Below are 17,982 nucleotides of genomic sequence, written 5' to 3' on the forward strand. Positions count from 1 at the left end.
CTTATAGGCGCCGCTCCCCGACTCGGCAATCGAAAATCGAGGGCTTTTCGCGAGGCCTCAGGAACGCGTCAAAAGCCCGTCCAGACGGGCCTTGATGCTGGTCAGGTCGTCCAGGGCCTCGACCAGACGCGCCCGGCGTTCGGGGCTGGGCGCCTGCGAAACGGACGAATCGCCGAAGCCGTCAGTGATGGGAGATTCGAGGAAGGCCGCGCCGTTCTGGCCGAGGCCGGCGGCGATCACGTGGGTGACGCCCTGCTCGCGGTGCAGCTTCTGGACGCCCTTGATCGTGTAGCCCTCGGCATGCAGCAGCGCGCGCACGCCGTTGAGCACGGCGATGTCCTGCGGGCGATAGAAGCGGCGCCCGCCGGCCCGTTTCATCGGGCGGATGAACGAGAACTTGGTCTCCCAGAAACGCAATACGTGCTGGGGGACGCCTAGCTCTTCGGCGGCCTCGGAAATCGTGCGGAAGGCGTTGGGCCCCTTCGCCACCGCATCGAATCCCTTAGTCGCCCAGGGCGCTGTCGATGCGCGCCTTCATGACCTGGGAGGAGCGGAAACCGATGACCCGGCGCGGCTCGATCTCGGCCGGCTCGCCCGTCTTGGGATTGCGCCCCATCCGGGCCCGCTTCTCGCGAACCTGGAAGACGCCGAATCCGGAAAGCTTGACCGTCTCGCCCTTCTCCAGGGCCTCGGCCACCAGGTCGAGAGTACGCTCGACGAGACCGGCGCAGTCCTGACGCGTCAGGCCTACTTCCTCGTGGACCGCCTCGCAGAGGTCAGCCCGGGTCAATGTCGAACCCTTCATAACGCCCCCTTACGCAACACGCGGACGAGAAGTCCTTGCCCGCGCCAATGACCAGTCACCCGACAGGCGGGGCGCACGAATGCCCCGATCTCGCGCGACATGACCTCGTCAACTCAAGACTGCATGCCGCGAATACCGCATGAAGTCAAAGGGTCAAGCCGGACACCTCATATGCGGAGGAAGCCCAGACGCCAACCCAAGGTCAAGCTTGGTTCCTGACCATCAGAGGCGTAGGACGCAGGCGCCCCACGTCAGACCGCCGCCCATCGCCTCGAGCAGAAGCAGGTCGCCCGGCTTGATCCGGCCGTCCGCGACCCCGTGCGCGAAGGCCAGGGGAATCGATGCGGCCGAGGTGTTGGCGTGCAGCGCCACGGTCGAGATGACCTTTTCCTCGTCGATGCCGCAGCGGTTGGCCACGCCCTGGAGGATTCGCTGGTTGGCCTGGTGCGGAATGAACCAGTCCACCTCGGGCACCGTCACGCCGGCCTTCTCGGCGGCGGCGAAGATGGCCTCGGAGATGTTGATCACCGCGTGCTTGAAGACCTGATTGCCCAGCATCCGCAGCTTGCCGACCGTGCCCGTGGTCGACGGACCGCCATCGACATAGAGCAGGTCCTGCTTGGTGCCGTCGGCGCGCAGGGCGAAGCCCAGCATGCCGCGGTCGGCCGTGGTCCCCTGCCCTTCGCCCGGCTCCAGCACGACCGCGCCGGCGCCGTCGCCGAACAGCACGCAGGTGCCGCGGTCGGTCCAGTCCATCAGGCGGGTCATGGTCTCGGCGCCGATCACCAGGGCGCACTTGGCGTGGCCGCGGGCGACGAAGCCGTCGGCCACCGACAGGGCGTAGACGAAGCCCGAGCACACGGCCTGGACGTCGAAGGCGATGCCGACGCCCGCGCCCAGCTTGCGCTGGACGATGGCGGCGGTGGCCGGGAAGGTCAGGTCGGGCGTGGTGGTGGCCACGATGATCAGATCGACGTCGGCGGCCGACTTGCCCGCGCGCTCCAGCGCCTGCTTGGCGGCCTCGACGGCGAGGTCGGAGACGGCCTGGTCGTCGGCGGCCTTGTGGCGCTGGCGGATGCCGGTGCGCTCGATGATCCATTCGTCGGAGGTGTCGACGACCTTCGACAAGTCTTCGTTGGTGACGATCCCCGGCGGCAGGTAGGCCCCGACGCCGGTCACCACGCTACGGACTACGCTCACTCGGCGGCTCCCTGGGTTTCGACGCCATCGGCGCCGTCGTCCTTGGCCGCTTGATCTTTTTCCGCGGTCAGACGCTTCAAGTTACGATCGATCTCGGCGGTGAAGTCGCTGCGGGCGAGATCCACCGCGACGCGCACGGCCGAGGCGAAGCCGCTGGCGTCGGCGCCGCCGTGGCTCTTGACCACGATGCCGTTGAGGCCCAGCAGCGGCCCGCCGTTGACCCGGCCTGGGTCGAGACGGCGCTTCATCTTCTTCAGCGAGCCCGAGGCGATCAGCGCGCCCAGCATGGCCAGCGGGCCGGCGGTGAGCGTGGCCTTGATCTCGTTGCCGAAGAACCGGGCCAGGCCCTCGGCGGTCTTCAGGGCGACGTTGCCGGTGAAGCCGTCGGTGACCACCACGTCGACGGTGCCGTAGGCGATGTCGGTGCCCTCGACGAAGCCGCGATAGTCGAAGTCGAAATGCGGGCTGTCCTGCAGGATGCGGTGCGCCTCGCGCACCTCCTCGTGGCCCTTCTGGTCCTCGGAGCCGACATTGAGGATGCCGACCGTCGGGCGGGTCGAGCCGTGGACGGCGTGGTGGAAGGCCGCGCCCATGATCGCGAACTCTACCAGCTGCTCGGCGTCGCTCTCGACATTGGCGCCGACGTCGAGCACCGCCGAGACGCCCTTCATGGTCGGCCAGGAGGCGACGATGGCCGGACGTTCCAGATCCGCGCTCATCCGCAGGATCAGCTTGGAGATGGCCATCAGGGCGCCGGTGTTGCCGGCCGAGACGCAGGCGGCGGCCTGGCCCGAACGGAGGGCCTCGACGGCGTTCCACAGGCTGGAGCCCTTGCCCCGGCGCATGGCCTGGGCGGGCTTTTCGTCCATGGCGATGGACTTGTCGGTGTGGACGACGGTGCAGACGGCGCGGGCGGCCGGCGCGCGCGCCAGCTCGGCGTTCAGCGCCGTCTCGTCCCCGTGCACCAGGAAGCGGACGTCAGGCAGGGACTTGGCGGCGATCTCAAGCGCGGGTACAACCACGGATGGTCCGTGATCCCCGCCCATGGCGTCGACCGAAATGACAACGGGTTGGGGCACGAGACGCTATCGACTCCTGTGACGGTCGCGACGCGGCCGGCTTGATTCCGGGCGTGATATCACGCCCGGAGGGAAAAGGGCCAACTCAGCCCTCTTCGTCCTTTGCTTTCAGCCCCTTCAGGGCTGCAAAGGGAGAAAGGTCGACGGGCTCGGCGGGTTGCACGAACACCGCCCCGGGCTTGCGCGGGAACGGGTCCAGCTCCAGCGCCAGATGCTCGATCACATAGCCCGAGACGTCGATCGTCTCGCCTTCCAGCACGTCGGGCGGATCGTCGCTCTCGGGATCCATGCCCAGCTCGCCGCCCTCGTCCTGGGGCGCGTGCTCGCTGTCGGCCGGCAGCACGTGCAGGCTGAAGCGGGCGTCGATGCGGGTTTCGAAGTCCTCGGCGGTGACGCCGCAGGTCTGGACCACGCGGGCGCGCAGCACGCCGGACACCTCGGCCCCGTCCATCCACGAGCGCAGATAGACGTCGGCCTCCAGCTGGTCGAGCGACACCAGGTTCAGCTGCGCGGCGATCGCCTTGCGCACGGTTTCGTCGGGAGCCAGCTTCAGATCGACCCCGCCGCGGTCGACGCGGGCCAGGGTGACGGTGCTGGGCCAGGGATCGATCAGACGTTCGGCCATTGCACCACTCCATTCAGCAGGTCGTTCAGCGATTGCCCGGCCAGGGCTTCTCGCGCGGACCGCACATAGGCGCTCACGGCGGCGATGTCTCCCTCGCCGCGCTCCTCGAACACGGTTCGGGCCAGGGCGGCGTCGAGGCCGGCCGCGTCCGGCAGGGTCTCGAAGGCCTCGTCATAGGTCTTCAGCCGGCCGTAGAAGGCGCCGGCCAGCTTCTTCATCTTCTTGCCGACGGCGGTGTCGGAGACGCCGATCTCGCGGAAGGCGTCGTCGAGGCCGCGGACGTAGGAATCGAACACCGCCTGCGAGGTCTCGCTCGCCGCCTCGCCCCGCCCCTTCAGTCGCTCCATCACCAGCACCACGTGCAGGGTGAAGAGCTCGAACCGGCCCTCCAGCGAGTCGCGGACCCCGAGATCGGCGTAGAACCGAGCCGAACGCGCCTGGGCCACAGCCGAGGCATAGAGCTTTTCTCCCGCTATCCTTGCGGGGCGAGGCTTCAGAAGCCGATCCAGAAACATTCCACGCCTCTATTTCGCCGCGAGCCGGCCATAGATGGCCTGTCGAGCTACGCGGGCCATTGAACTAAGCCCGCGCGAGCGATAGGTCAAAGTCCAGCATTCTTCCGGTTCCGGAGCCTCTATGTTTCGTCCCGCCGTTTTCGCCGCCGCCGCCATCGGCCTCGCCGCCGTCGTCGGGGGCTGCACGCCGCTGACGAGCTATTCGGGCTTCCAGGCCATCGAGGCCAAGCCTGTCGACATGAAGGTCGGCGAAGACAGCAAGTCGACCGTGATGGAAAAGCTGGGCTCGCCCTCGGCCACCTCCACCTTCGACAACAACGCCTGGTACTACGTCTCGCAGACGACCGACCGCGTGGCCTTCTACAAGCCGCGGGTGATCAAGCGCGACGTGGTGGCGATCAAGTTCAACGCCGCCGACGAAAAGGTCGCCTCGGTCGACACCTTCACCCTGAAGGACGGCAAGGTCATCGCCTACAACGGGCGCGAAACCCCGACCCGCGGCCGCGAGATGACGATCCTCGAGCAGCTGCTCGGCAACGTCGGCCGTGGCGGCATGCTGCCGCAGGACGACGAGGGCGTGCCCGGCACCCGTCCTGGCGATCGCCGCTAAGTCGGATAGCCGACAGTACACGGTCGGAAACTTCACCATAAGCGCGTGATTTCGTGCGACTTTTTGTCGCCGTATCAACGTTTGCTAAATCACGTGCGGAGCAACCTTCACGCTTAGCCGACGCCTGGCCCCAACCAGACGTCGCTCTGGGGGAGAAGGTTCGTGGGCGGGCCAGATCTGCGGGCGTTGACGATCCTGATCGTCGACGACAACGCCAACATGCGCGGGATCCTGTCGGCGATCCTGAAGGCCGCCGGCGTGCGGCGGATCCTCGAGGCCGGCGACGGCGTCGAGGGCCTGAAGTTCTTCGCCGAGCGCGAGATCGACATCATCTTCACCGACCTGATGATGCAGCCGGTGGACGGGCTGGCGTTCGTGCACTGGGTGCGCAACTCGCCGGCCAGTCCCAACCCCTACGCGCCGATCATCATGATGACCGGCCACGCCACCCGCCGCAGCCTCGACGAGGCGCGGATGGCCGGGGTGACCGAGTTCCTCGCCAAGCCGATCAACGCGCGCGGGGTGATGCACCGCATCAACGAGGTCATCAACAACCCGCGCGACTTCGTGCGGGTGGGCGACTATTTCGGCCCCTGCCGCCGCCGGCGCATCGACCACGACTTCACCGGCGACGAGCGTCGCGGCGTCCAGCCCACGCCGACGGTGCTGGGCGGCACGGCGGAGATCCACGAATTCGATCCGGAAGAATGCTACTGAGGCTCGCCGCTCGAAGGCGCAAAAGAAAACGCCCCGAGGCCTGAGCCCCGGGGCGTTCTCGGTTCAGCGCGATCGCAAGATCAGCCGTGGGCCAGCACCGCCAGGAGCAGCAGGGCCACGATGTTGGTGATCTTGATCATCGGGTTCACGGCGGGACCCGAGGTGTCCTTGTAGGGGTCGCCGACGGTGTCGCCGGTGACGGCGGCCTTGTGGGTTTCGCCGCCCTTCTTGTGCAGGACGCCGTCCTTGTCGGTGAAGCCTTCCTCGATCACCTTCTTGGCGTTGTCCCAGGCGCCGCCGCCGCTGGTCATCGAGATGGCGACGAACAGGCCGGTGACGATCACCCCCATCAGCATGGCGCCAAGGCAGGCGAAGGCGTCGACCTTGCCGGCGATGGCGTTGATGACGAAGAACAGCACCACCGGCGAGACCACCGGCAGCAGGGACGGCACGATCATCTCGCGGATGGCGGCCTTGGTCAGGATGTCGACCGCCTTGCCGTACTCGGGCTTGGTCTCGTAGGTCATGATGCCCGGGTTTTCGCGGAACTGGCGACGGACCTCGGCCACCACTGACTCGGCCGCGCGACCGACGGCGGTCATCGAAAGACCCCCGAACAGGAACGGCAGCAGGCCGCCGAACAGCAGGCCGACCACGACGTAAGGGTTGGACAGGTCGAAGCTGACCGCCCCCATGCCGTCGAAGAAGCTGCCCGGGGCGGCGTTCTCGGAAAAGAACTTCAGGTCCTCGGTATAGGCCGCGAACAGCACCAGAGCGCCGAGGCCCGCCGAGCCGATGGCGTAGCCCTTGGTGACGGCCTTGGTGGTGTTGCCGACGGCGTCGAGGGCGTCGGTGGTGACGCGGACTTCCGGCGGAAGACCGGCCATCTCGGCGATGCCGCCGGCGTTGTCGGTGACGGGGCCGAAGGCGTCCAGGGCGACGATGAAGCCGGCCAGGGACAGCATGGTGGTGGTGGCGATGGCGATGCCGAACAGGCCCGCCAGGTTATAGGTCACGACGATGCCGACGATGATGGTCAGGGCCGGCAGGGCCGTGGACTCCAGCGACATGGCCAGGCCCTGGATGACGTTGGTGCCGTGGCCGGACACCGAAGCCTGGGCCACCGACTTCACCGGACGGAAGCCCGTGCCGGTGTAGTATTCGGTGATCACCACGATCAGCGCCGTCACCGCCAGGCCCACGAGGCCGCAGTAGAACAGGTTGTCGGCGGTGAACAGCCGGCCGTCGAGCTCGATCGAGGTCGGGACCAGCTGGTGGATCACCCACCACACCGCCGGGATCGACAGGAGCCCGGTGACGATCAGGCCCTGGTAGAGGGCCCCCATGATGTTCTGCTTCTTGCCCAGGCGGACGAAGAAGGCGCCGATGATCGAGGTGACGATGCAGACCGCGCAGATGGCCAGCGGCAGCAGCATCATCGAGCCGACGACATCGGTGCCCGTGAAGAAGATCGCCGCCAGCACCATGGTGGCGACGGTGGTCACCGCATAGGTCTCGAACAGGTCGGCGGCCATGCCGGCGCAGTCGCCGACATTGTCGCCCACGTTGTCGGCGATGGTGGCGGCGTTGCGGGGGTCGTCTTCCGGAATGCCGGCCTCGACCTTGCCGACGAGATCGCCGCCGACGTCCGCGCCCTTGGTGAAGATGCCGCCGCCCAGACGGGCGAAGATCGAGATCAAGCTGGCGCCGAAGCCCAGGGCCACCAGGGAGTCGATCACGACCCGGTCGGTGCCCTCATGGCCGACCGACAGCAGCAGGGCGAAATAGCCCGCCACCCCGATCAGGGCGAAGCCCGCCACCAGCATGCCGGTCACGGCGCCGGAGGTGAAGGCCATCGACAGGCCCTTGGCCAGGCTCTCGGACGAGGCCTGGGCGGTGCGCACGTTGGCCCGCACCGAGATCAGCATGCCGGCGAAGCCCGCCAGGCCCGACAGGATCGCGCCCAGCGCGAAGCCCACCGGCTGCTCCCAGCTCTTGAAGAAGAAGGCCAGCAAGGCGATGACCACGACGCCGACGATGGCGATGGTGGTGTACTGACGGTTCAGATAGGCCTGAGCGCCTTCCTGAATGGCCGCGGCGATTTCCTGCATCTTCGCATCGCCGGGCGAGGCCTTCAAAAGCCTGGCGGTCTGAACCGCGCCATACAGCACCGCCAGAAGCCCGGCGCCGATGGCTACGTAAAGCCAAGAACTCATGGGTTTAGTGCCCCTTCGTGTTTCAATTCACGAGGGGTCGCGGTTCCCGGCGCGAGGCGAATACGACCGCCCCGGGCCGGGAGCGGCGGGCGGGCCTTATGGCCTCATTCCCCCTCGATGCTCCCTGAACTGGCCCCGACATCGGCGCCAAGGAGAAACACTGCCATCCACCCGCAAAGCGCGCAACCGCTTGCGAGAACGGCGTTCGCGAAGGGGTCAGGGGATGATGGGAGCCGAATCGACCTGCGGGGCTGGCTTGGCCGCCCCCGGCGCTCCCGGCTTGGCGGGCGGCTTGGGCGGCGGCACGAAGTTGCGCGGGGTCTGCTTGCCGATGGTGACGCTGGCGATCTTGCCCTTGCCGACCAGGACGGCGGCTTCGCGCATCACGGTGCTCTTGAGCTTGCCCTCGTCGAGCAGGACGTAGCTGCCCGGCTTGTTGAACGGCTGCTTGTGGGCCGCGCGGACCAGGGCGTCGCGCAGCTTGGGCTCGACGCCGGCGAAGGCCGTCACGTCGCCGCCCGGCGGCAGGGTCAGGGACAGCTCGACGAAGACGTAGTTGATCAGCCGTCCGCCATCGACGATCGGCAGGGCCATCGAGCCCAGCTTGATCACCGGATCGGCCTTGTCCTTCTCGCCCTCCCCGCCTTCCTTTTCCTTCTTCTTGCCGGAGGCGAAGGCGGGCGCGGCGCACAGCACGAACGGCGCGGCGAACCCCAGGACGGCGCGGCGGGAGATGGCAGGACGGGTCATGGTCAACGCCATTAACCGACAAGGCTTGAGGTTTCGCTACCGAGCCTTGCCGGGGCCAAGGTCGAATAAGACAAAGGGCGCGCCGGGGATCCGGCGCGCCCTCCACGTTCAGGATCGATCCTGCGCTTAGAAGCTGAAGCGCACGCCGACCAAGCCGCCGAAGCTCGACAGGTCGAACTCCGACTCGGTCTTGCTGGAGCCGCTGGTGATCTCGACCTTGACCGGGCCGACCCGCTGGTAGCGGCCTTCGGCGAACAGCGAGACCTTCGGCGACACCTCGACGCTGGCGCCGGCGATGGCTTGCAGGGTCAGGGCGTCGCCCCGGTCGTCCAGGATGCCGTCGTCGATCTTCACCGAAGCCACGCCGATGCCGGCGCCCAGATAGGGCTTCACCTTGCCCTTCACGGGAAAGTCGTAATAGGCGTTGATGTCCACGCTGACGACCTGGGCCTTGCCGCCGTCCCAGGTCAGATGCAGCGTCCCACCGCTATAGGTGGTTTCCAGCTTCTGGCTGCGATAGCCCCCGGCCAGTTCGGCGCGCCAGTTCGGACCCAGCGACGCGCCCCAGGCGACGACGCCCTGAGCGCCGGCGTCGGCCTCGGAAGCCACCGTCGGGCCCGCGTAATTGTAGTCGAAATCGGTGCTGCCGATGACGCCGCCGGCGATCGAGATGTACTGGCTGGGCTGAGCGGCCGGAGCCTTGGCGGCGGGCTTGGTCTCTTGCGCCGAAGCGACGCCGGCCAGGGCGAAGGCGGCCACGGCCGTGGTGATGAACAAACGCATGAAGAGAAATCCCCCAGAGGATACACGCCCGAGTTGGGCGACGTCGGCGATAGGGGGTGCGCGCGGGCTCGTAAACCGAAGCTTCGCCAAGCTTGGCCGTTTGTCGTCGAGTATTGCAGCAACGCAACATATGATTGCGTAGCGATCATTCACTCCCTCATTCAGGGAGCGCGAGACGCCGCAGGGGCGCGTATTCGGTGCGGGAAGGATCGGGCGAGGCTCTGGCGAATGCTCGCCGAACCCGCCCTAGCCGTGCAGCCAGCCCAGGCGCTGGGGGGTGATGTCCTTGCCCTTGAACAGGGCCGCGACCCCCTCGCCTTCCACGAACTCGCCAATGTCGCGCACCGGCAGGCCGGCGGCGAAGGCGGCGGCCTGGAAGGCGGCGACGTCGGCGGGGGGGATGGCGCAGACGATCTCGTAGTCGTCGCCGCCCGAGGCCAGGGACATGCGGGCTTCGCCGCGCTCGGGCTGGGCTTCCAGCCAGGCGCGAGCGCCGGTCGACAGCGGCAGCCGGTCGAGATCGACCTTGACCTGCAGGCCGCTGGCCTTGGCGATGTGGCCGGCGTCGGCCAGCAGGCCGTCGGAGACGTCGGCGGCGGCGTGGGCGTACTGGCGCAGGGCCTCGCGCAAGGCCAGGCGCGGCGCGGGGGTGCGGTAACGGCGAACGAGGCCGCCGTCGGGATCCTCGACCTCGCCCCAGTGGGCCAGCAGGCCCAGCCAGCCGTCGCCGATGCTGCCGCTGACCACGAGCCGGTCGCCGGCCTGGGCGCCGCGGCGCAGGACGGCCGCGCCTTGCGGAACCCAGCCCAGCAGGGTGGCCGAGACGACCAGCGCGCCGGAGGTGGTGACGGTGTCGCCGCCCAGCAGGTTGATCCCGAAGGCCTGGCCGTCTTCGGCCAGACCGCGGGCGAAGGTCTCGCGATCCTCGACCGTCGTGCCCGAGGGCCAGCCGACGGCCAGGAAATAGCCGTAGGGCTCGGCGCCCTTGGCGGCGAGGTCGGAAAGATTGGTGCGCAGCAGGCGCCTGGCGACGATGTCGAGCTCTTCACCGGCCAGGAAGTGCACGCCGGCGACCATGGCGTCCTTGGTGATCACCAGGTCGTAGCCGGGACGCGACGGCAGCACCGCCGCGTCGTCCAGCAGGTCGAGCGCTACGGGGTCGCCGTTGGTCAGCGGCCGCAGGAATTTCTCGATCAGCTCGAACTCGTCCGGACCGGCGGGCGCGGCCGCCGGCGGGACGTCGTCGAACCACGACTCGTCGTCCTCCGCCGCCGTCGCCGGGGCGGGATCGTCGAACCAGTCGTCGTCAGACTCGGGCGTCACGCGCGATGGCGTCCAGGGCGCCGTTGATGAAGCCGGCTTCCGGCCCTTCGAAGAACGACTTGGCGATCTCGACATATTCGTCGATCACCACCTCGGTCGGAACGTCCGGGCGGTTCATCAGCTCGTAGGCGCCGGCGCGCAGCACGGCGCGGGCGGTGGCGTCGAGACGCTCCAGCTTCCAGCCCGAGGCCAGGCGGCGCACGATGGCCGGGTCGATGGCGGCCTGCTTGGAGACCACGCCCTTCACCAGGTCGGCGAAGAAGGTCTCGTCGGCCTGGGCCAGTTGGGCGCCTTCGCTGTCCTCGACGGCGCGGTCGAAGCGGTGTTCGGAGAACTCGCGCACGACGGCGTCAACGCCGGCGCCGGAGACTTCCATCTGATAGAGGGCCTGCACGGCCGCCAGACGCGAGACGGAACGAGGCTGGATGCGCTTGCTCATCGCGCTTGTCCTGACAGCTGACGCTTCAATCCCACGATCTCCAGGCATTCCCGAGCGGCTTGGCCCCCGCGGTCGCCTTGTGACAGGCGGGCGCGATTCCAAGCCTGATCCTCGTCGTCAACCGTCAACACGCCGTAACCAATGGCCAACCTTTTTCCGACGGCCAGGTCCTGGAGGCCGCGGGCGGTCTCGTTGCTGATGATCTCGAAGTGGTAGGTCTCGCCGCGGATGACCGCGCCGAGGGCGATGTAGCCGTCGTAGCGCACGCCCGACGGGCCCTTGCCGGCCTCCTCGGCGATGGCGATGGCGGCGGGGATCTGCAGGGCGTCAGACACGGTGACGACGTCGTATTCGGCGCCCTGGGCCTCGACCGCCTGCACCGCGCCGGCCAGCAGCGCGTCGGAAAGGCCCGAATAACGGCGCCCCTCGACGATCAGCAGACGAATCCTGTCTTCCACCATATGCCTCTGAACTCCTGGGCGGACGGGAGGCCTCGATGGGCCGTCTCGCGCCGACCCGAAAAATCGAATCGTAGAATGCGCCTATAGCTCGTCTTCGGCGACGTCGCTCAAGCCTTCTTCGCCCAAAAACTTCGCGAAATCGCTGGTTTCCCGGAAATCGCGGTAGACCGAGGCGTAGCGCACATAGGCCACGTCATCGAGCGCCTTGAGGGCGGTCATCACCATCTCGCCGACGGCCGACGACGGCAGCTCGGTCTCGCCCTGGCTTTCCAGCCGGCGGACGATGCCGTTGACCATCCGCTCGACCCGCTCGCCCTCGATCGGCCGCTTGCGGGTGGCCAGCGAGATCGAACGCATCAGCTTGTCACGGTCGAACGGCGAGCGACGGCCCGACCGCTTGACGATGATCAGCTCACGGAGCTGGACGCGCTCGAAGGTGGTGAAGCGGCCGGCGCACTCCGGGCAGAGGCGACGGCGACGGATGGCCGCGCCGTCTTCCGACGGGCGGCTGTCCTTCACCTGGCTTTCGGCGTGGCCGCAGAATGGGCAGCGCATGATCTTGGGCCCTCCCCTGCGGCCTCAACCCATTAGTTGTAGATCGGGAAGCGGGCCGTCAAGGCCAGCACTTCCTCGCGGACCTTGGCTTCGACGGCCGCGTTGCCGTCGGCGCCGTTGGCGGCCAGACCGTTGACCACTTCGCCGATCAGCTCGCCCACGCGGGTGAACTCGGCTTCCTTGAAGCCGCGGGTCGTGCCGGCCGGGGTGCCCAGGCGGATGCCCGAGGTGATCGTGAACGGCGCGGTGTCGAACGGCACGCCGTTCTTGTTGCAGGTCATGTGGGCGCGCTCGAGGCTGTGCTCGGCGTCGCGGCCGGTCACGCCCTTGGGACGCAGGTCGACCAGCATCAGGTGGCTGTCGGTGCCGCCCGAGACGATGTTGACGCCCGACTTACCCAGCGCTTCGGCCAGGGCCTTGGCGTTGGCGATGATCTGCGCGGCGTATTCCTTGAACGAAGGCTGCAGCGCTTCGCCGAAGGCCACGGCCTTGGCGGCGATGACGTGCTCGAGCGGACCGCCCTGCAGGCCGGGGAACACGGCCGAATTGACCTTCTTGATGATGGCTTCGTCGTTGGTCAGCACCATGCCGCCGCGCGGGCCGCGCAGGGTCTTGTGGGTGGTGGTGGTTACGACGTGGGCGTGCGGGACCGGGCTGGGGAACACGCCGCCGGCCACCAGGCCCGCGAAGTGGGCCATGTCGACCATCAGATAGGCGCCGACCGAGTCAGCGATCTCGCGGAAGCGGGCGAAGTCGATCTCGCGGCTGTAGGCCGAACCGCCGGCGATGATCAGCTTGGGCTTCTCGCGCTGGGCGACCTCGGCGACGTTGTCGTAGTCGATCAGCTGGTCCTGCTGGCGCACGGTGTAGGACACCGGCTTGAACCACTTGCCCGACTGGTTGGCGGGCGAGCCGTGGGTCAGGTGGCCGCCGGCGGCCAGGTCCATGCCCATGAAGGTGTCGCCCGGCTGCAGCAGCGACATGAACACCGACTGATTGGCCTGCGAGCCCGAGTGCGGCTGGACGTTGGCGAAGGCCGCGCCGAACAGCTGCTTGGCGCGCTCGATGGCGATGGTCTCGATCTCGTCGACCCATTCGCAGCCGCCGTAGTAGCGCTTGCCCGGATAGCCCTCGGCGTACTTGTTGGTCAGGATCGAGCCCTGGGCTTCGAGCACCGCCTTGGAGACGATGTTTTCCGAGGCGATCAGCTCGATCTGGTTCTGCTGACGACCCAGCTCCCGGCCAATGCGATCGAAGATGTCGCGGTCGGCGGTCGCGAGATCGGCGCCGAAGAACTTGGTCAGGTCGGTGGAAGTCGTCATCGGGCGCTCCTTGGGGCAGAGGCGGGGGTGCGGGCAGCGGGCTTCTAGGCGACGCGCTCCCGCGGGCGGGAGTCGACGGGGCTCTCTTTAACTCCCTTCGCGCCGCGATCAATCACGGAACCGTCGCAGTAACCATGCGTTGCTCACGAACCCGGCCGGGTGTTGCCGCCAAGCCGGGTGTTTTTGAGTGCAACGAACAGAACGGGCGGGATGCGTATGGCGGTTTCACACGGCGAAACGGGACCGGAACTGACGGACGAGCCCGACCTGCTGGCGCTGAGCGCCGGGATCGTCGCGGCCTATGTGGGGCAGAACAAGGTCTCCCACACCGCGGTGCCCGACCTGATCCGCACCGTGCACGGCGCGCTCCAGACCCTGGGCGGCGAGCCCGTCGCGGCCAGGCCGACCGAGAAGGCCAAGCCTGCCGTGCCGGTCTCGCGCTCGGTGCAGCACGACTACATCGTCTGCCTGGAAGACGGGAAGAAACTCAAGATGCTGAAGCGCTACCTGCGCTCGCACTACGACATGAGCCCCGAGGACTACCGCCGCAAATGGGGCCTGCCCTCGGACTATCCCATGGTCGCCCCGGCCTACGCCGCCCGCCGCTCGGACTTCGCCAAGCAGATCGGGCTGGGCAAGGGCGTGCGCCGGAGGGCGTAGTCGCCCTCCCCTTCCTCACGCTTCGGAGAAGATGTCGCGCTTCTTGAACGAGGCGGTCATGAACCGGCCCATGGCCTTGGGCATGGTCAGCCAGCGCACCGGCGCGGCCGTGGCCTCTCCCTTCAGCACGCCGTCGGCGATGTAGGGGGCGACGGTTTCGACGCGGTCGCCGAGGATGTTGTAGAGCTTGATCGAGCGCTCGCGATCGGCGTCGGTGGCGTCCTTCATCTCGGCCTGCAGCAGGTCGGTGGCGACGATGCCCGGGCTGATCGTGCCGATGCGCACGCTGGTGCCGTCCAGCTCCTTGCCCATCGACTTGGTGAAATAGGACACCGCCCGCTTGGTGGCGCCGTACAGCGTCAGGCCCGAGGCGGTCATGCCGTCGCTGCCGAAGCCCTCGAAATTGTAGATCGCCCCGCCGCCGGGCTGGACCAGCATGCGGGTCATGGCCAGCTTGGTGGCCTTGATCACGCCCAGCAGGTTGGTGGCGACGATGGCGTCGATGTCGACCTCTTCCACCTGGTCGAGGCGCACGCGCGGCGACACCGAGCCGGCGTTGTTGATCCAGATGTCGACCGCGCCGAACCGCTCGACGGCCGTGTTCCACAGCGCTTCCAGGTCGGCGACCTTGCTGACGTCGCAGGCCTGGGCGGCGACGGCGCCGCCGGTGGCTTCCAGCTTGGCCAGGGACTCGGCGAGGACGGTCGGGTTGCGGCCCGAGATCACCACCTGGCAGCCCCGCTCGAGGAAGGCTTCCGCCAGGCCGTAGCCGATGCCGCGGCTGCTGCCGGTGATCACGATGGTCTTCACGGTGCGACTCTCTTCTAGCGCAGGACGCCGCATCCAGCCTCAAGCCGGACGCTCTTGCAGCCGCCTCGTGGCGGGAAACCGACACGCGGAGAGGCTAGACCGCCGCTTCCCGCTCCAGCCAGGCCAGCGCTTCCGATCGCGCCCAGGCGATGCGGGGCGCCAGATCGGCGATGGCGTCGTCGTCGAGCCCGGCCAGCAGGCCCCGCGCCTCGCCCAGGGCGGCGAGGTCCGCCGGCGCGTCGCCTAGATAGGCGTCAGGCAGCTCGTGCTGGTGGAAGGCGATGTCGGCCAGGACGGCGGCGACGAGATCGAGCCGCGCGGGCGCGAACAGCGGATCGCGCTCCAGCGCCTCGCGCAGGAAGGGCTGCGGCGGCGCGTGCCAGGTCGAGCCGCCGCTCGACAGCCGCGCCAGCCAGACCAACGGCCAGGGATCGGCGGACTTGGCGCTCGCCCATTCCTCCAGGGTCGGGCGGACGAGCAGGCGAAACAGCGGAACCGGCAGCACGGCCTCGGGCTGGCCGCGATAGGCCATGCGCTTCTCGCCGATCCAGACGACCAGGGCCACGCGCTGCGCCAGCGGCCAGGTCACGGCGCCGGCCATGAAGACGTCGAGAGCCTCCAGCGCCTCGCGGCGCTGACCCTGGTGGCGAAAGCGGAAGTAGTCGGGCAGCCCTAACCAGCCGGGATGCTCGGACGCATCCTCGGCCAGCTCGCGCAGGTAACCGAGATCGAAACCCAAGGCGGAGTTTTAGGCCGCGTGGCCGCCCATGCGGGCGACGTTGCAGTGCGCCCACAGCTTTTCCATCGCCCCGACCAGCTTGCGCATCATGTCGTCGGTGTGGAACGGCGTGGGCGTGAAGCGCAGGCGCTCGGTGCCGCGCGGCACGGTCGGATAGTTGATCGGCTGCACATAGACGCCGTGATCGGCCAGCAGCATGTCGCTGATCAGCTTGGTGTGGACCGGATCGCCGACCAGCACCGGCACGATGTGGCTGTCGTTTTCCATGACCGGCAGGCCGGCGTCCTGGAACATCTTCTTCAGGGTGCGGGCGCGCTCCTGGTGAGCGTCGCGCACTTCGGGATGTTGCTTGAGCCACTTGACGCTGGCCAGCGCCCCGGCGGTCAGGGCCGGCGGCAGCGAGGTGGTGAAGATGAAGCCCGAGGCCATCAGGCGCACGGCGTCGATCACCTCGGCGTCGCCGGTGATGTAGCCGCCCATGACGCCGAACGCCTTGCCCAGCGTGCCTTCGATGATGTCGATCTGGTCCATGACGCCGTCGCGCTCGGCGACGCCGCCGCCGCGCGGGCCGTACATGCCGACCGCGTGGACCTCGTCCAGATAGGTCATGGCGCCGTACTTCTTGGCCAGGGCGGCCGTGGCGCCGATGTCGGCGATGTCGCCGTCCATCGAATAGACGCTCTCGAAGGCCACCAGCTTGGGCGCGTCGGCCGGGGCGGCCGCCAGCAGCTCTTCAAGATGGGCCAGGTCGTTGTGACGGAAGATGTGACGCGGGCCGCCGCCGTTGCGGATGCCGGCGATCATCGAGGCGTGGTTCTGGGCGTCGGAGAAGATGATCAGGCCCGGCAGGATCTTCTGCAGGACGCTGAGGGTGGCTTCGTTGGAGACGTAGCCCGAGGTGAACAGCAGCGCGGCTTCCTTGCCGTGCAGGTCGGCCAGCTCGGCTTCCAGCTCCACGTGGTGGTGGTTGGTGCCCGAGATGTTGCGGGTGCCGCCCGAGCCCGAGCCGTGCTCGTCGATCGCCTGGTGCATGGCGTCCAGCACGACGGGGTTCTGGCCCTGGCCGAGATAGTCGTTCGAGCACCAGACCACGACTTCGCTCTCGCCGCCGTCGGCGCGAGTCCAGGTCGCGCGCGGGAAGGCGCCGCGATGGCGCTTCAGGTCGGCGAACACCCGGTAGCGGCCTTCGTTGCGGATCTGGGAGACAGCAGCGGTGAACGCGGCTTTGTAGTCCATGCTCGTATCTTCCCCCCGGACCGAGGCCCGGCGGTCCTTGTTCTTCTAGCCCGGCTTTTCGCACCGCGCCGACGTAGTGTCCACCTAAGGGCCTCTACCTACAAATTGGAATTAGGCTTGGTGTCGCATCGATTGGTTCTATGAGCGGCGGACTCAACCCTGCCTTGTTCAGGCAAGCTCCGCAAGACGTCCGCGCAACAGTTGCAGCACGGCCGAGAAGTCCTTGCCGCCGAAGCCGTTGGCGTCGAACAGGGCGTAGAGCGCCTCGGCCTGGGCGCCCATGGGCGTGCTGGCCCCGGCCCGGGCGGCGGCTTCCTGGGCGAGCTTGAGGTCCTTGAGCATCATCGCCGTGGCGAATCCGCCCTCGTAGCCGCGGTCGGCCGGCGTGGCGGGGCCAACGCCCGGCACCGGGCAATAGGTCGAGACCGACCAGCACTGGCCCGACGACTGGCTGGCGATCTCGAAGAAGCGGTCGGCGGCCAAACCGAGCTTCTCGGCCAGGGCGAAGGCCTCGCAGGTTCCCAGCATCGAGACGCCCAGCAGCATGTTGTTGCAGATCTTGGCCGCCTGCCCGGCCCCGTGGCCGCCGGCGTGGATCACCGCCCGCGCCATCGGCTTCAGCGCGGCCTCGACGGCGGCGAAGTCGGCGTCGTCGCAGCCGACCATGAAGGCGAGACTCCCTGCCTCGGCGGCCATGATCCCACCGGACACCGGCGCGTCGGCGAAGCGGAAACCGGCCGCCCTCGCGTTCTGGGCAACAGCGCGGGCGCTGTCGACGTCGATGGTGGAGCAGTCGATCAGCAGGGCCGACTTCGGCGCATGGGCCAGCACCTGCTCGCCGTAGACAGAACGGACGTGGGGGCCCGCCGGCAGCATGGTGATGACGATCTCCGCGTCCTTCACCGCATCGGCGATCGACTCGGCGGCCGCGCAGCCCGCGCCGACCGCGCGCTCCAGCGCCTTGGCCGACAGGTCGAACGCCGCCACGGCGTGGCCGGCCCTGGCCTGGTTGGCGGCCATGCCGCCGCCCATGTTGCCCAGGCCGATGAAGGCGATCCTGGTCATCGCTACGCTCCCTAAATGCGAACCGCGCCTACGTGGGCGCGGTCCTTGTCGTTGCAGTCCGGTGGCGGGGGC

The 17,982-nt window shown here is 68.2% G+C and carries 21 protein-coding genes; 3 read left to right on the forward strand and 18 right to left on the reverse strand.

What is annotated here, in order from left to right:
• Nucleotides 1-57: 57 nt before the first annotated feature.
• The 6 genes from AC07NG_RS07675 to AC07NG_RS07700 all read right to left on the reverse strand — a co-directional run bounded on the left by AC07NG_RS07675 (nucleotide 58) and on the right by AC07NG_RS07700 (nucleotide 4,224).
• Nucleotides 58-489, reverse strand: a complete 432-nt coding sequence (locus AC07NG_RS07675) for a MerR family transcriptional regulator (RefSeq protein ID WP_487291108.1) — start codon at nucleotides 487-489, stop codon at nucleotides 58-60.
• A 13-nt stretch (nucleotides 490-502) separates the two neighbouring features.
• Nucleotides 503-805: an integration host factor subunit alpha gene (locus AC07NG_RS07680; protein WP_110118249.1), complete on the reverse strand. Its 303-nt coding sequence runs from the start codon at nucleotides 803-805 to the stop codon at nucleotides 503-505.
• Between the two features lie 222 nt (nucleotides 806-1,027).
• On the reverse strand, nucleotides 1,028-2,005 hold the full coding sequence (locus AC07NG_RS07685) for a beta-ketoacyl-ACP synthase III (RefSeq protein WP_487291109.1): 978 nt from the start codon (nucleotides 2,003-2,005) through the stop codon (nucleotides 1,028-1,030).
• The gene (plsX, locus tag AC07NG_RS07690) at nucleotides 2,002-3,084 is read right to left on the reverse strand and encodes a phosphate acyltransferase PlsX (protein WP_487291110.1); all 1,083 of its coding nucleotides are present in this window, start codon (nucleotides 3,082-3,084) and stop codon (nucleotides 2,002-2,004) included. The genes AC07NG_RS07685 and plsX overlap by 4 nt, the downstream gene beginning before the upstream one ends.
• A gap of 85 nt (nucleotides 3,085-3,169) precedes the next feature.
• A complete protein-coding gene (locus AC07NG_RS07695) occupies nucleotides 3,170-3,709 on the reverse strand; it encodes a YceD family protein (RefSeq protein ID WP_110118246.1) in 540 nt (179 codons plus the stop codon).
• Entirely contained in the window at nucleotides 3,694-4,224 is a 531-nt protein-coding gene (locus AC07NG_RS07700; protein ID WP_494593091.1) for a ubiquinol-cytochrome C chaperone family protein, read from the reverse strand. Before AC07NG_RS07700 ends, AC07NG_RS07695 begins: the two co-directional genes overlap by 16 nt.
• 121 nt (nucleotides 4,225-4,345) lie before the next feature.
• Between AC07NG_RS07700 and AC07NG_RS07705 the strand changes: the two genes are divergently transcribed.
• Nucleotides 4,346-4,834, forward strand: coding sequence for an outer membrane protein assembly factor BamE (locus tag AC07NG_RS07705; RefSeq protein WP_110118244.1), 489 nt, complete (start codon nucleotides 4,346-4,348; stop codon nucleotides 4,832-4,834).
• A 162-nt stretch (nucleotides 4,835-4,996) separates the two neighbouring features.
• Nucleotides 4,997-5,551, forward strand: coding sequence for a response regulator (locus AC07NG_RS07710; RefSeq protein WP_492854620.1), 555 nt, complete (start codon nucleotides 4,997-4,999; stop codon nucleotides 5,549-5,551).
• 80 nt (nucleotides 5,552-5,631) lie between these two features.
• On the opposite strand, the gene AC07NG_RS07715 is transcribed toward AC07NG_RS07710, so the two are convergent.
• The 8 genes from AC07NG_RS07715 to glyA all read right to left on the reverse strand — a co-directional run bounded on the left by AC07NG_RS07715 (nucleotide 5,632) and on the right by glyA (nucleotide 13,400).
• Nucleotides 5,632-7,767, reverse strand: coding sequence for a sodium-translocating pyrophosphatase (locus tag AC07NG_RS07715; protein ID WP_487291114.1), 2,136 nt, complete (start codon nucleotides 7,765-7,767; stop codon nucleotides 5,632-5,634).
• A gap of 216 nt (nucleotides 7,768-7,983) precedes the next feature.
• Nucleotides 7,984-8,517 carry a hypothetical protein gene (locus AC07NG_RS07720; protein ID WP_494593093.1) on the reverse strand — a complete coding sequence of 178 codons (534 nt, stop codon included), beginning with the start codon at nucleotides 8,515-8,517 and terminating at the stop codon, nucleotides 7,984-7,986.
• Between the two features lie 126 nt (nucleotides 8,518-8,643).
• On the reverse strand, nucleotides 8,644-9,300 hold the full coding sequence (locus AC07NG_RS07725; RefSeq protein WP_494593094.1) for an outer membrane protein: 657 nt from the start codon (nucleotides 9,298-9,300) through the stop codon (nucleotides 8,644-8,646).
• A gap of 246 nt (nucleotides 9,301-9,546) precedes the next feature.
• Nucleotides 9,547-10,698 carry a thiamine-phosphate kinase gene (gene thiL, locus AC07NG_RS07730; RefSeq protein WP_110118237.1) on the reverse strand — a complete coding sequence of 384 codons (1,152 nt, stop codon included), beginning with the start codon at nucleotides 10,696-10,698 and terminating at the stop codon, nucleotides 9,547-9,549.
• Complete coding sequence (gene nusB, locus AC07NG_RS07735; protein WP_110118236.1) at nucleotides 10,607-11,062, reverse strand: transcription antitermination factor NusB; 456 nt, start codon at nucleotides 11,060-11,062, stop codon at nucleotides 10,607-10,609. Before nusB ends, thiL begins: the two co-directional genes overlap by 92 nt.
• Nucleotides 11,059-11,523 carry a 6,7-dimethyl-8-ribityllumazine synthase gene (locus AC07NG_RS07740; protein WP_487291118.1) on the reverse strand — a complete coding sequence of 155 codons (465 nt, stop codon included), beginning with the start codon at nucleotides 11,521-11,523 and terminating at the stop codon, nucleotides 11,059-11,061. Before AC07NG_RS07740 ends, nusB begins: the two co-directional genes overlap by 4 nt.
• Before the next feature lie 81 nt (nucleotides 11,524-11,604).
• Entirely contained in the window at nucleotides 11,605-12,078 is a 474-nt protein-coding gene (nrdR, locus tag AC07NG_RS07745; RefSeq protein ID WP_110118234.1) for a transcriptional regulator NrdR, read from the reverse strand.
• Nucleotides 12,079-12,110: 32 nt separating this feature from the next.
• The gene (gene glyA / locus AC07NG_RS07750; protein ID WP_492854623.1) at nucleotides 12,111-13,400 is read right to left on the reverse strand and encodes a serine hydroxymethyltransferase; all 1,290 of its coding nucleotides are present in this window, start codon (nucleotides 13,398-13,400) and stop codon (nucleotides 12,111-12,113) included.
• 216 nt (nucleotides 13,401-13,616) lie between these two features.
• On the opposite strand from glyA, the gene AC07NG_RS07755 reads away from it, so the two are divergent.
• Nucleotides 13,617-14,060: a Ros/MucR family transcriptional regulator gene (locus AC07NG_RS07755; protein WP_487291122.1), complete on the forward strand. Its 444-nt coding sequence runs from the start codon at nucleotides 13,617-13,619 to the stop codon at nucleotides 14,058-14,060.
• 15 nt (nucleotides 14,061-14,075) lie between these two features.
• On the opposite strand, the gene AC07NG_RS07760 is transcribed toward AC07NG_RS07755, so the two are convergent.
• The 4 genes from AC07NG_RS07760 to mmsB form a co-directional block, all read right to left on the reverse strand.
• The gene (locus AC07NG_RS07760) at nucleotides 14,076-14,870 is read right to left on the reverse strand and encodes an SDR family NAD(P)-dependent oxidoreductase (protein ID WP_494593099.1); all 795 of its coding nucleotides are present in this window, start codon (nucleotides 14,868-14,870) and stop codon (nucleotides 14,076-14,078) included.
• A 94-nt stretch (nucleotides 14,871-14,964) separates the two neighbouring features.
• Nucleotides 14,965-15,609, reverse strand: a complete 645-nt coding sequence (locus tag AC07NG_RS07765) for a hypothetical protein (RefSeq protein WP_494593101.1) — start codon at nucleotides 15,607-15,609, stop codon at nucleotides 14,965-14,967.
• 9 nt (nucleotides 15,610-15,618) lie between these two features.
• Complete coding sequence (hemA, locus tag AC07NG_RS07770) at nucleotides 15,619-16,845, reverse strand: 5-aminolevulinate synthase (RefSeq protein WP_492854627.1); 1,227 nt, start codon at nucleotides 16,843-16,845, stop codon at nucleotides 15,619-15,621.
• Between the two features lie 168 nt (nucleotides 16,846-17,013).
• Nucleotides 17,014-17,967, reverse strand: a complete 954-nt coding sequence (mmsB, locus tag AC07NG_RS07775; RefSeq protein WP_494593496.1) for a 3-hydroxyisobutyrate dehydrogenase — start codon at nucleotides 17,965-17,967, stop codon at nucleotides 17,014-17,016.
• Nucleotides 17,968-17,982 lie beyond the last annotated feature (15 nt).

The sequence above is a fragment of the Caulobacter sp. GW821-FHT10C03 genome, assembly GCF_059415485.1.